The sequence below is a fragment of the Halapricum sp. CBA1109 genome (assembly GCF_009741825.1).
GTDB lineage: Archaea > Halobacteriota > Halobacteria > Halobacteriales > Haloarculaceae > Halapricum.
The window spans coordinates 1-12,149 of sequence record NZ_WPCA01000003.1; the positions used below are offsets into that span (position 1 = coordinate 1).

General features: G+C 65.3%; 10 protein-coding genes. 6 read left to right on the plus strand and 4 right to left on the minus strand.

The features are described from left to right. Positions 1 to 247 (plus strand): universal stress protein (locus tag GJ629_RS00640; protein ID WP_197428349.1); only part of this gene is annotated, 247 nt, incomplete at its 5' end. 26 nt (positions 248 to 273) lie between these two features. Further along, positions 274 to 756 (plus strand): Lrp/AsnC family transcriptional regulator, encoded by a 483-nt coding sequence (locus GJ629_RS00645; RefSeq protein WP_157511284.1) that lies wholly within the window; start codon positions 274 to 276, stop codon positions 754 to 756. Between the two features lie 24 nt (positions 757 to 780). Here the strand turns inward: GJ629_RS00645 and GJ629_RS00650 are convergent, their stop codons facing one another. After that, a complete protein-coding gene (locus GJ629_RS00650) occupies positions 781 to 1,797 on the minus strand; it encodes an amidohydrolase family protein (protein WP_157511285.1) in 1,017 nt (338 codons plus the stop codon). A 384-nt stretch (positions 1,798 to 2,181) separates the two neighbouring features. On the opposite strand from GJ629_RS00650, the gene GJ629_RS00655 reads away from it, so the two are divergent. From GJ629_RS00655 to GJ629_RS00665, 3 genes are all read left to right on the plus strand, one after another. After that, positions 2,182 to 3,666, plus strand: a complete 1,485-nt coding sequence (locus tag GJ629_RS00655; RefSeq protein WP_157511286.1) for a proton-conducting transporter membrane subunit — start codon at positions 2,182 to 2,184, stop codon at positions 3,664 to 3,666. Further along, positions 3,656 to 6,067, plus strand: a complete 2,412-nt coding sequence (locus GJ629_RS00660; protein WP_157511287.1) for a DUF2309 domain-containing protein — start codon at positions 3,656 to 3,658, stop codon at positions 6,065 to 6,067. Before GJ629_RS00655 ends, GJ629_RS00660 begins: the two co-directional genes overlap by 11 nt. Positions 6,068 to 6,298: 231 nt before the next feature. Beyond that, complete coding sequence (locus tag GJ629_RS00665; protein WP_157511288.1) at positions 6,299 to 7,306, plus strand: sugar phosphate nucleotidyltransferase; 1,008 nt, start codon at positions 6,299 to 6,301, stop codon at positions 7,304 to 7,306. Between the two features lie 32 nt (positions 7,307 to 7,338). Here the strand turns inward: GJ629_RS00665 and GJ629_RS00670 are convergent, their stop codons facing one another. Together GJ629_RS00670 and GJ629_RS00675 are read right to left on the minus strand one after the other, a co-directional pair. Continuing rightward, the gene (locus tag GJ629_RS00670; protein ID WP_157511289.1) at positions 7,339 to 8,712 is read right to left on the minus strand and encodes a UDP-N-acetyl glucosamine 2-epimerase; all 1,374 of its coding nucleotides are present in this window, start codon (positions 8,710 to 8,712) and stop codon (positions 7,339 to 7,341) included. Positions 8,713 to 8,834: 122 nt separating this feature from the next. Then, positions 8,835 to 9,539 carry a MarR family winged helix-turn-helix transcriptional regulator gene (locus GJ629_RS00675; protein WP_197428350.1) on the minus strand — a complete coding sequence of 235 codons (705 nt, stop codon included), beginning with the start codon at positions 9,537 to 9,539 and terminating at the stop codon, positions 8,835 to 8,837. A 562-nt stretch (positions 9,540 to 10,101) separates the two neighbouring features. Between GJ629_RS00675 and GJ629_RS00680 the strand changes: the two genes are divergently transcribed. Then, complete coding sequence (locus tag GJ629_RS00680; protein WP_157511291.1) at positions 10,102 to 11,373, plus strand: glycosyltransferase family 2 protein; 1,272 nt, start codon at positions 10,102 to 10,104, stop codon at positions 11,371 to 11,373. A gap of 11 nt (positions 11,374 to 11,384) precedes the next feature. Here the strand turns inward: GJ629_RS00680 and GJ629_RS00685 are convergent, their stop codons facing one another. After that, on the minus strand, positions 11,385 to 11,672 hold the full coding sequence (locus GJ629_RS00685) for a hypothetical protein (RefSeq protein ID WP_157511292.1): 288 nt from the start codon (positions 11,670 to 11,672) through the stop codon (positions 11,385 to 11,387). Positions 11,673 to 12,149: the final 477 nt, after the last annotated feature.

Sequence of the window (12,149 nt, forward strand, 5' to 3'; positions counted from 1 at the left end):
CGACGCCCGTCTCGACGCCGCCGCCGACCGCCTCCGGGCGGCCGGGGTCGACGTGTCGACGAAGACGGCGACGGGGCCGCCGTTCGAGTCGCTACTGGCCGCGGCGGTCGACCACGACGCTATCGTGATGGGCGAACGCGCGCCCTCCCTCCGGTCGCTGGTCTTCGGCGACGAGGCCGACCGCGTGGCCGAGGCGTCGGTCGGGCCGGTACTCGTCCTCCGCGCGCCGTCCGACGTGCAACCATAAAGTGGCAGTGCGCCCCACGTCCGGGTATGAGTGACCGCGAGGTCGACGCCGTCGACAGAGCCATCCTGTACGCCCTCCAGGAGGACGCGCGAAATATGTCCTCGGGCGACATCGCCGAGCGGACGGGCACCTCAGACAGCACCGTCCGCAAGCGGATTCAGGGGCTGGAATCGGCGGACGTGATCAAAGGCTACAGCGCCGAGGTGGACTATCAGGCCGCCGGGTTCCCGCTCCGGATGTTGCTGTTCTGTTCGGCCTCGATCCACGAGCGAGGGGACCTCATCCCCGAGATACTGTCCATCGACGGCGTCGTCTCCGTCCAGGAGTTGGTCACCGGCGAGCAGAATCTTCTCGTGACGGCCGTCGGCGAGTCCGACGACGACATCACGCCCGTCGCCCAGCGACTCATCGATATGGGTCTGACCGTCGCCGACGAGGTGCTCGTCAGGAGCCACGAGACGACGCCCTTCGGTGAGTTCGGCCCCGACGGGGACCCCACCGAGGAGTGACCTTCGCGGCGGACTCGACGCCGGTCACAGGCGGACGCGTTCGACGTCCCCACCGGTCGCCCGACGGACGACTGCCGACACCGGGTCGACCGTCCCGGTCAGGTTGTGCGAGTCGCCGTCGAGGACGAGGAGTTTCGCGGGGCGTCCGGGCGCGAGGACGCCACACTCCCGACCGGCTATCTCCGCACCGGCCGCCGTGGCCATCTCCAGTACCTCGCGGTCGGTCACGTCGAAGTGCTTCGCGGTGTACGCCATCTCCCGGAACATCGACGGCTGGTTCAACATCACGTTGTCCGTCCCCAGAGCGACCGTCGTGTGGTCGAGCAACTCCCGAACCGGCGCCGTCCCGACGTCCAACACCGTGTTCGCCCGGGGACAGACGGCGATAGGGACCGACTGCTCGGCGACCCGTTCGAGGTGTTCGGCCTCCGCGTGGACCATATGGACGAGCAGGTCCGGTTCCAGATCCAGTGCCGGGTGGATGTCCGTCGGGTCCGGTTCGCCAGCGTGGATGGCGAACGGGCGGTCGGCCGCACGTGCCGCGGCGCGTTCGGCGGTGAAATCGTCGTCGTTCGCCCCACTGGCGCCGTAGCCGTCGGCCACTTCCAGCACGGATTCGTCACCGCTGCCGAAGACGAACGGATCGATCGGCGCTTGGCGACCAGCATCACGGAGCGCTCGTGCGCCCTCGACGCCGAACTCCCGGAAATCGAGACACGTTACGGTCCCGGTCTGGGCCATATACTCGAGGGTCCGTGCCATCGCTGCGACCAGTTCCGACCGGTCGGCCTCGGCCAACCGACGGTGTTTGCGACTGTCGGGCGGCACGACGGCCGCCGCCAGCGAGAGGCCCACTGCGGCCTCCTTGGCGACGGAGTCGCCGATGTGCGTGTGCGCGTTCACGAACGCCGGCACGACGATGTCGGTCGAGTCGGTCCCGGTCTCGGTTATCTCGGTGATACGGCCGTCTTCGACGACGAGGCGACCGGCCACTGGCTCGTAGGACTCCCCGACGAGGATGGTTCCCTCGAACTCCTCCATACTCCGTCTCGGGTGTGCGTTCACAATACGTCTTCGAGACGGAGTTTCACGAACGCACTGTTCGCACGCGCTCGACCAGTGAACGCTCCCGGACTGTCACTGGGTTGCGGCGGCTCTCGGAACGGCCCGTCTCGGGGGCGATATCGCCGCTGTCGCGGCCGCTCACACGACGTCTGCCGCTCGAGTGTGGCCACTGTCGCGGACGCCGCGGTCCAGCGTCCCGGAGAACATCACGTTCTATAATTCGCGTTTTGGAGAACGATTTGGTAATATAGACAGATTTAATAACCAGTCTGTTCGTTCATTGGATAGAAACGACCGGTGACGGGGTTCGAGCGCCGGCCGGACCAGCCCCGTCGTGCCGGGCCGTGGACGGAGCAAACGATGACCGGAGACACGCAGGCGACGACGGTGGGAGAGCTTCCGACGCCGGACAACGACCGCTCGCGCGTTCCGACGGCGCTGACACGGGCCGTCTGGCTCCTGTGGGCCGCGAGCCTCGGCGTGCTGGCGGCGTACGCCCTCGGCGACGGTCGGTGGGCCGTCCCGGGACTGTTGGCCGTCGACGGCCTGACCGTCGTGTTGTGGGTGACGGTCACCTTCTTCTCGGCTATCGTTCACAGCTACTCGCGGCGGTACATGGCCGGCACCCGGACGGCGGACGCCTTCTTCGGCAAAGTGTTCGCGTTCACGCTTGTCGTGTCGGTGCTGGTCGCAGCCGATAGCGTCGTCCTGTTCGCCGCGTCGTGGCTGGCGATGGGACTACTGATGGCCGAACTGATCGGTCACGCCGAGGGCTGGCCACAGGCCCAAGCCGCGGGCGCGACGGCGCGCAAGCACTTCCTCGCCAGCAGCGCGCTGGTCGGCGTCGCGGTGGCGGCGCTGTGGGCCGAGACGGGCGCGAGCACCGTCTCGGGCATCGCCGACGGCCTCGCGGGGAGTTCGACGCTCGTCCTCCTCGCCGCGGGCGCGCTGTTGCTCGCGGCGATGGTCCAGTCCGCACTGTTGCCCTTCCACACGTGGCTGCTCTCCTCGATGACCGCGCCCACGCCCGCGTCGGCACTGATGCACGCCGGGTTCGTCAACGCCGGCGGCGTCCTGCTGGTCCGGTTCGCTCCCGTCGTCACCGTCGAGGCGTGGGTGATGCTGGTGGTCGTCGTCGTCGGCGCGGTCAGCGCCCTCGGCGGCAAACTCCTCAAGACCGTCCGCCCGGACGTCAAGTCCAAACTCGGCTGCTCGACGGTGGGCCAGATGGGCTTCATGATCGTGCAGGCCGGCCTCGGCTTCTTCGGGGCCGCCATCACGCACCTCATCCTCCACGGTTTCTACAAGGCCTACCAGTTTCTGGCCGCCGGCGAACAGGTCGACCACGAGAGCCCCGCGAAGTCGACGGCCGACCGCTCGCGCGGCCCCCTCGGCGCGGCCGTCGTCGCCCTGACGGCCATCGCCGGCGGTCTCCTCTTCGCTGTGCTGACCGGCAAGGGAACCGAACTCGGCACCGGCCTCCTGCTGGTCGGCATCGTCGTCCTGACGGTGCTGACCGCCGCCGGAGAGGTCGTCACGCGCGCCTCGCTCCCGGCGGCGGTCCGTTACGGCGCGGTCCCGCTGGTCGCCCTCCCGGCGATAGCGGTCTACGGACTGGCCTACAACGCCGTTTCGGGCCTGCTTGCCGGGCTTCCGGCGGTCGGGCACGCCGCCGAACTGACGCCCGTCCACGGCCTCGTCGGCGTCGCCTTCCTCGGGATATACCTCGCCATCGAGACCGGGCTCTACCGCCGGAGCGAGCGCCTCTACGTGGCGCTGTACAACGCCGGCCAACCCGCGAGCGAGACGCTACTGACTGCCACGGAGGACTACAATGAGTACTGACGACGACATCCACGACAGCATCGACGCGGCGGCCGACGCGGTCGGTTCGGTCTGGCCGCTGCACTCGTTCGTGACCGCCAACCCCCTCGCCGGCTTCGAGGACCGACCGTTCCACGAGGCCGTCGAGACGGCCGGGGACCTGCTGGGTGCCGACGGCTTCCCCGACGCCGATGTGTTCCGACAGGCGTGGGTCGACGGCCGCATCAACCCCGAGCGCCTCCGTCTCGAACTCGACGACCACGGCTACGACCCGGACCCGGAGGCCTCGCTCGAACGGATGGCCGAGGCGACCGACCCCGGAGCGGCCGAGGACGGGACGACCCCGACCGACCGCGTCGACACCGTCCTGACGAAGTGGCTCGCGGCCTTCCTCGACCAGGGGACGGCCGCGTGGTCGATGCCCCACCGCGAGGACGGCTTCTACGCGGCCTTCCGGTCGGTCGCGTCCCACGACGGGGACGTTCCCGACGGCGAGGCGATGCCCGCGAACCCGGTCGACGCTATCCGGTCGGTCCTCGCTGACTACCCCGACGCCGACCGCTCGGCCGTCTTCGAGTACCACCTCGCGGCCCTGCCGGGGTGGACGGGCTATCTCAAACAGCGTGCCGAGGACGGCGGCGACTGGGAGGCCAACTACCCTATCTCGTTGACCGAGTATCTCGGGGCGCGACTGGTACTGGTCGACCGCTTTTCCGCCCCGGTCGAACCGCCCGCCGACGACCCGGCGACGACCGTCTCCGGCGACGGCGACGTTCCCCTTCCCGAAGTCTGGCTCCGCGCGTGGGAGGCCACCTACCGCGGCGAGTTGGTCGACTCGCTGACCGACGCCAGCGAGTCCGTCTCCGCGGCCGAGGGCGGCGGCCGCCCGGACGCCCAACTCGTCTTCTGTATCGACACGCGCTCTGAGATACTCCGTCGCCACCTCGAGGCGGCCGGCGACTACGAGACCCACGGTTACGCCGGCTTCTTCGGCGTCCCGATGCGCTACGACGACTACGACTCCGAGACGACCGTCGACGCCTGCCCGCCCATCCTCGACGCACAACATCGCATCGCCGACCGCCCCGCCCACGACCACGAGCAGGACTCCCACGACGCGTTCTCCTCGAAACTCGCCGCCGGAAGCGCCGCCATCAAGCGCCTGAAAAAGAACGCGACGACGGCGTTCAGTTTCGTCGAGTCGACCGGCGCCGGGTACGGGGCCGCGCTGGCCGCCCGGACGCTCGTCCCCGGCCGTGTCCACGACCTGCTGGACTCGGCCGAGGACCGCGCCCCCGACGCCCACGAGTTCTGCGAGCCAAGCGTCGACTACAACCCCGACTCGGTCCACGAACTCCGTGAGGGGCTCACCCTCGAGGAGAAGGTCGAGTACGCCGCGACGGCGTTCGAACTGATGGGCTGGGAGCGCTTCGCCCGCCTCGTCGTCTTCACGGGCCACGCCAGCGAGACGGCGAACAACCCCTACGACGCCAGCCTCGACTGCGGGGCCTGCGCCGGCAACCCCGGCGGCCCGAACGCCCGTGTCCTCGCGGCCATCTGCAACGACGAATCCGTCCGGGAGCGCCTCCGCGAGCGCGGCATCGACGTCCCTGCCGACACCTACTTCCTCGCCGCTGAGCACAACACGACGACCGACGAGGTCGAACTGTTCGACGCGGGCGTCCCCGACTCCCACGCCGCGGACCTCGAGCAGTTGCGCGCGGACCTACAGCAGGCCCGCGAGGGCGCGGCCGCCGAACGCCTCGACGATATGGGTGCCGAGGCCGACGCGGCCGTCCGCGAGACCGAGCGCCGCGCGGCAGACTGGGCCCAGACCCGTCCCGAGTGGGGGCTGGCCGGAAACGCCGGCTTCGTGATTGGTCCGCGGGCACTCACCGACGACCTGGACCTTGACGGCCGGTCGTTCCTCCACTCCTACGACTGGACGACCGACGACGAGGGCGACGCGCTAGAGGCCATCGTCACCGGGCCGATGGTCGTCACCCAGTGGATCAACGCCCAGTACTACTTCGCCACGGTCGACACCGCCGTCTTCGGGAGCGGATCGAAGGTGACACAGAACCCCGTGGGGAACGTCGGCGTCTATCAGGGCAACGGCGGCGACCTGATGACGGGCCTGCCGCTCCAGTCGCTGAAAGCCACCGACGACGACCCCTACCACCAGCCGATGCGCCTCTCGACGGTGATCCACGCGCCACTGGACCGCGTCACCGACGTCCTCGCCGAGAACCCCGCGGTCGCGGAACTGCTGGACAACGACTGGCTGTCGCTGACCGTCGTCGACCCCACGCAGGACCACCGTGCGTTCGAGTACGACGCCGACCTGTCGTGGACCCCGGTCGAGGAGCACTCCGTCGCGCCGCCACAGCCGCAGGCCGAGGCCGCCGTCGCCGACGACTGAGTGCTCGTCGCTGCCACGGCGTTCCGGGCCCGATCCGTATTTTTCTGTGAAATACCACCGACACGGTGTGCGTCACCGTGAGCGCGGTGAACGGGCGGCTGCCCGTCGGCACCCGGATATCCGGGACAACGACCGTTCGTGCGGACGAACGGACGTTCGTGGCGGTAACGAACCCTCACGAACAATTGTAGCTGCACGTACACTTATGTGGCGAGGTTCCGAACTCCGACTATGGACGCAATCGTCCTCGCAGGTGGGTACGCCACGCGGCTGTGGCCGATAACTCGCGACAGGCCGAAGATGTTCCTTCCGGTGGGGGAGTCGACTGTCATCGACCGGACGCTGGAGGACCTCGAGAGCGACAGCGCTATCGAGGACGTGTACATCTCCACGAACCGGAAGTTCGAGGGCGACTTCCGGTCGTTCCTCGACGAGAGAGAGTACGAGAAACCGGTCCTCTCCATCGAGTCGACGACGGGCGAAGACGAGAAGTTCGGTGTCGTGAGTGCTATCGCGGAGTTGATCGACCGGGAGGGACTGGACGACGACACGCTCGTCGTCGCCGGCGACAACCTCATCAGTTTCTCGCTGTCGGAGTTCGTCGACGAGTTCCGCGCGAACGACGCCACGACTGTCGCGGCCTACGACGTGGGCGACCTCGACCGGGCGACGCAGTACGGCGTCATCGATATCGACGGGGACCAGGTGATGGAGTTTCAGGAGAAACCAGAGGAGCCACCGAGTACCCTCGTCTCGATAGCCTGTTATGCGTTCCCAGCGGGAGTGATCGACGAGTTCGAGACGTATCTCGCCGAAGGCAACAATCCCGACGAACCCGGTTGGTTCGTCCAGTGGCTCGTCGACCGGGAGGACGTGTACGCCTACCCGTTCGACGACGCGTGGTACGACATCGGGACCCCCGAGTCGTATCTCGACGCCGCCGCTTGGCAGTTGGACGGCGGAACTATCGTCGCGCCCAGCGCGACGGTCGAGAATTCGGATATCGGCGAGAACGTCCACATTATGGAGGGAGCGACGGTCAAAGACACGTCGCTCGAACGCTGTGTCATCTTCCCGGACGTGACGCTCGACAGCTGTCAGATCCGCTCGACTATCGTGGACCAAGAGACCCATCTCGACGGTATCAGCCTCTCGAACGCCCAGATCGGCGCGTTTACCGCGCTCGAACAGGGGCCGCCGACGGCTTGGAAGTGGCAACAGTACCGCGACTCGCAGTGACCACGTGACGGGCCACAGAGCGGTCCCGATTTCTAGAGGTACGTGAACGCGTGTTCGCTCTCGTCGGTGACTCCCAGTCGTTCGTGTGACCACTCGAAGGGAACCTCGTCGCGGTGGTCGAGAAGAAAGTCGACGATTCGCTCGCCGACGTTCTCCCCGTACAGGTCCGGGCCGGAACTGAGTCGGTCCCGGACAGCCTCGTCCTCCGCGACGTGCGTCACCGTCTCGCGGACGACATCGGCGGAGGCGGGCGGCACGAGGAGGTTCGTGTTGGCCTCGAACACCGTCTCCGGCCGGTCGGTGTTGAACCGGGCGGTGAGACAGACAGTCTCGTCGATGTGGTTGAGTTCCTCCTGCATACTCCCCGAATCGGTCAGTTCGGCGAAACACTGGCCGGACTGGAGGAACTCGTAGACGTGGGCGTGTTTTTTCCACAGCCCCGTAAACAGGAAGTTCTCCCGCTCCTCGGACAGTCGCTCGAGGCGCTCCCGGTAGCCGTAGTTCTCCAAGGCCTGTCGGGTCGCGTGTAGTTCGACGAAGTTGACGTTGTACCCGTCTTCGACGAGCCCGATGACACCCTCGACGATAGCCGAGAACCGATCCGGGAGCAGGTTCGCCCGCCGGTGGATGTCGACGCGGATCCACCCGTCACGCTCCTCGAGGACGGGATAGATGTCGAAGATACTCTCCTCGAGATCTGCGTCCGTCTTCATCTCGATGGCGTCGACGACGGAGTTTCCGACCACCGGAATCCGCTCGTCCCCGTCGACGTAGCCCGGATACCCCTCGCGGCGGAGGTGGTCCCTGTTCAGTTCCACCGGCGCGAACTGGTATATCGCGGCCGCCGACCCGACGAAGGTGTCGTACTGCTCGGGGAACGGTTCCGAGCGCTCGACGTTCCACTCCCCGTCCCACTGGTCGTCGATCAGCGACTCGGGGTCGTCGATCCGACCGTACTGCGGTGCCATCCCGCGCAGTCCCGCCTCGTTGTGCGCGACCATCTGGTTGGTCGCGAACATCCACGCCTGCGGGAATATCCCGGCGGCGTGCGTGTCGCCGTGTACGAGCGGTAGCACCGTCGTCTCGTAGTTGTCGAGTACGCCGGCGAGTTCGTCGACGGCCGTGTGCATCTGTGCCGTCTTCTGATTGAGGCCGCCCCTGACACCCAAGTCGGCGACGACGTGTTCTTCGAGGCCGTACTCCGCCAGTCCGTGGCCCAGTACGTCGTCGTAGTGTTGGCCCGTGTGGATCACGAAGCACGGGATGTCACGTTCTTTCGCGGCCGCGACGACCGGCGCTTGCTTGTAGAAGTCCGGTTTCGTCGCCGTCACGACCGCCACGGCGAACGACTCCCCCTCACACTGTCTCTGTAATCTGTCCGTGTAGATTTCGCAGTCGCCACCCATGGAAGACATATCGTGAGTTCGTTTGAAGAGAATTCGGGTTCGGACAAGAGCGAACGCCATTCTCTCTCGCCGAACGGGGACAGGGGGCCACCAGCCGCTGTCGTGCTCTCCCGGGATATCGATCAGACGAGGTGCTCGAGTAGTTCGAGTTCCTCGTCTTCGGAGACGCATTCGGCCTCCATACAGGCGTGGACGACTTTGTGTGCGAGGTCGGCCGGCAGCGTGTGTTGACTGGTCGACCGGTTCGCGTCGGCGAGCCGCGATTCGATGGCGGAGAGTCGCCCCTCCAGTTCATCCAGCGTCTCCCGCTGGACCGGTTGCTCGGAATCGTCCGCCTCCGAACCGTCGAACAGTTGTTCGACGAACGCCCGTCGGTCGGCCCAGTCGAAGCCCGCGATATCGTTCACCCGTTTGGATATCGTCGCCCGGGTCACGTCTAGCTGGTCGGCGACTTCCGCCTGTGTCGCTGTCGGGTCCCGCCGGATCACCCGTAGCGTCGCCCGCTGGCGCTCGTTGAGTTCCTCCGCGTCGGTCACCGGTTGTTCGTCGGGTACATCCACGGACCCACCGTTCCCAGTCCCGTCGCTGGGAGGCTGGTCCCGGCGAGTCTCCGGGTCGTCGACGCCCGATTGTTCGGCCGGGGGGTCCGACGTTTCTATCGTCGGTCCCTCGGTCGAGTGCTCCGATCCGTCCGGAACAATCGGCTCCGCCCCGTCGTTCAGGACAGTCTTGTCCGCGTCGTCGGTCGCCGGTTGTTGCTGGCGTGAAGGGTCGTTCGCGGGGTCTCCGTACTCCTCGAAGACCTGTTCGACGAACGTTCCCGACACCGCACCCACTTCGCCGGCAATCTCTTCCGCGGATGCCGATGGTCGTGACTCCGCAATATCTAGTATTCGTTTGTGAATCATCGCGCGTGGTTGTCTCCCCGGTACGGTATTGCTACTATCAGTTGCCCGTTCCGTCTTGTCCATTTCTGCCGCCCACCCATTCACAGATGTTAACGTCGGATGTAAATACTTTTTTATTTTACATACTCTGATCACTAGGCCACTATATAGAGTTCTAGGCTGTTGATAACCCGACGACGACACTGAGGAACGGCTTTTGACGGCACCCGCGTTCGTGCGTGCGTTCGACCGTATGAGCGCAAGTTTCCTGACGTTCAGTATTCGCTGACATAGGAACTTTAAGGAACACTAATCACGCCCGAGGAAAGTATTATATACAACACAGGCAATCGGAAAATTGCAAAACGAGATCGGGCTTCCGTGGCCGAAACGGAGACACAGGCTGATGGGGTGTTGGTGGGTAGGGACCGCTACGCCAGTCGAATACCATTCGCTCCAAGCCAACAGCGCAGCGGCGAGTGGTCGCGACAGACACGAGAATATGGTAACGAATCCAAACGTCAACGAGAGCAGCCCAGAGGTGGCGGGGGAGTACAGGAGTACGATAGATCTGCCGGAGCAGGAGGTCGGCCGAGGTGACGTCTCCGCTGACCGTCTCCTCGTCCAGCAGGACAGCGACCAGGAGCCGAGCCTGACAGTCGTGATGCCGACACTCAACGAGGAGGCAGGTGTCGAGGAGTGCATCGACCGGATCAAGACGGCTATCGCAGAGATGGGTGTCGTCACTGAAATCATCGTGAGTGACAGCTCGACCGACAGAACGCCCGAGATAGCCCGTGAGAACGGGGCTGTCGTGGTTGAACCGAACGAGGGCGGTTACGGCAACGCCTACAAGTACGCGTTCGACCACGCGCGAGGGGAGTACGTGGCAATCGGCGACGCCGACACCACCTACGACTTCGAGGAACTCCCACAACTACTCGAGTTGGCGAATCGGGACGACGTCGATATGGCGATGGGAAGCCGGTTGAACGGTGAGATCAAGTCCGGTGCGATGCCTGCGTTACACCAGTACGTGGGGAATCCGCTATTGACTCGCTTTCTGAACACCTTCTACGACGCGGGTGTCAGTGACGCCCACAGCGGGTTCCGGGTGATCGACCGCGATGCCTTGGAGGAACTGGAACTCCGGACCGGCGGGATGGAGTTCGCCAGCGAGATGATTATGGACGCGGCCGCGAAGGATATGACTATCGAGGAGATGCCGATCACCTACTACGAACGGGAGGGGGAAGCGACGCTCGACAGTTTCCAAGACGGGTGGCGTCACGTCAAGTTTATGCTGATGAACGCCCCGGGATACCTGTTTTCGGCACCCGCCGCGGTGTTCACCGCACTCGGTGCCGTCGTGATGGCGCTGTCGCTGTTCGGGGCGCAACTGGGCAGTGTTTCGTTCGGTCTCCCGACGATGATCGGAGGGAGCCTGTTCACCATCGTCGGCTACCAGATATGGACGCTCACGATGTTCAGTTCCGCTGCGACCAACCCGATCCGCGAACCGGAGGATCCGGTCACCGGTGTGGTCCGTGATCGGTTCTCCCTCGAACAGGGTGCCTCGCTGGGTATCCTGACGTTTCTGGGCGGTGCGGGCGTTCTCAGTTACGCCATCGTCGCGTGGACGATCACTGGCTGGGCTCCGGTACCGTCGATGACTGCCAGTCTGTTCGCCTCGACGGTGACAGTCGTAGGGATCCAGACGGTGTTCTGTTCGTTCTTCCTCAGTATGCTGGAGAGCGAAAAGCGCGCGGTCTGACCGAATCGCCGCTAGGCGACGCCGCCGTAGCCGTACTCTCCGTACCCCTGATACTCTGTGGAGCGGTCGTCGTCGGAACTGGTGTCGACCGTCTCGCTCGACTCTACGGGGACGCCGCCGTAGCCGTAGACGACAGGGCCGCCGTCGTCTGTCTGTGCGTGACCGCTTGTCGCGGCACCCAGCACTGCGGTGATACCGATCGACTGGAGGAAGCGCCGCCGGGTAGCTGGATTTTGCCGTCTCCCGCGGTGCTTTCTCCCGGTCATCTTGTCGCTCCAGTCTGTGTTCTCGGAATCCATACAGTCTCCGCTGTCCACACTGGGGAGCCATCTGGCGCGGCAGTGGACCACTCTAGCGACTGTGGTTTGGAGTTGTCCGTGGCTATTGTGGCGTTCATCCGAACGGAGAGTTCGTGTGGACGGTCAAAACCTCGCGGCCCGAATTATTTAAATTGATATTCGGACGGGGGAAACCGCCCGCTTTATATAAAAACTGCGGAACGACGGTTGTCGATAGTTGCAGTAGCATGCGGTGGCCGTGGAGCGACTATCGTAATACGGCGGATACAGCGTGAGGTTCCACCAATCGCCGGCACAATCAACTGCCGTACGGTGTCGTCCCGTACGGGGCCACTCCGTATCCTCTAGGAGCGCTACCCCCACTTCGCAACCGCAACTGCGCCCACACGAAAACGAGGACACTCACGAACGCCCGCCTTCTCATACTCTTGTTTTCTCCAGTTGCCCACTTTATCGTTGTCCCACCAACCGGTTCCG

Coding starts and splice junctions, on each gene's coding strand:
- GJ629_RS00650 (WP_157511285.1), bottom strand. CDS start 1,797: ATGGAGGAGTTCGAGGGAACCATCCTCGTCGGGGAGTCCTACGAGCCA.
- GJ629_RS00685 (WP_157511292.1), bottom strand. CDS start 11,672: ATGGATTCCGAGAACACAGACTGGAGCGACAAGATGACCGGGAGAAAG.
- GJ629_RS00645 (WP_157511284.1), top strand. CDS start 274: ATGAGTGACCGCGAGGTCGACGCCGTCGACAGAGCCATCCTGTACGCC.
- GJ629_RS00660 (WP_157511287.1), top strand. CDS start 3,656: ATGAGTACTGACGACGACATCCACGACAGCATCGACGCGGCGGCCGAC.
- GJ629_RS00680 (WP_157511291.1), top strand. CDS start 10,102: ATGGTAACGAATCCAAACGTCAACGAGAGCAGCCCAGAGGTGGCGGGG.
- GJ629_RS00655 (WP_157511286.1), top strand. CDS start 2,182: ATGACCGGAGACACGCAGGCGACGACGGTGGGAGAGCTTCCGACGCCG.
- GJ629_RS00665 (WP_157511288.1), top strand. CDS start 6,299: ATGGACGCAATCGTCCTCGCAGGTGGGTACGCCACGCGGCTGTGGCCG.
- GJ629_RS00670 (WP_157511289.1), bottom strand. CDS start 8,712: ATGGGTGGCGACTGCGAAATCTACACGGACAGATTACAGAGACAGTGT.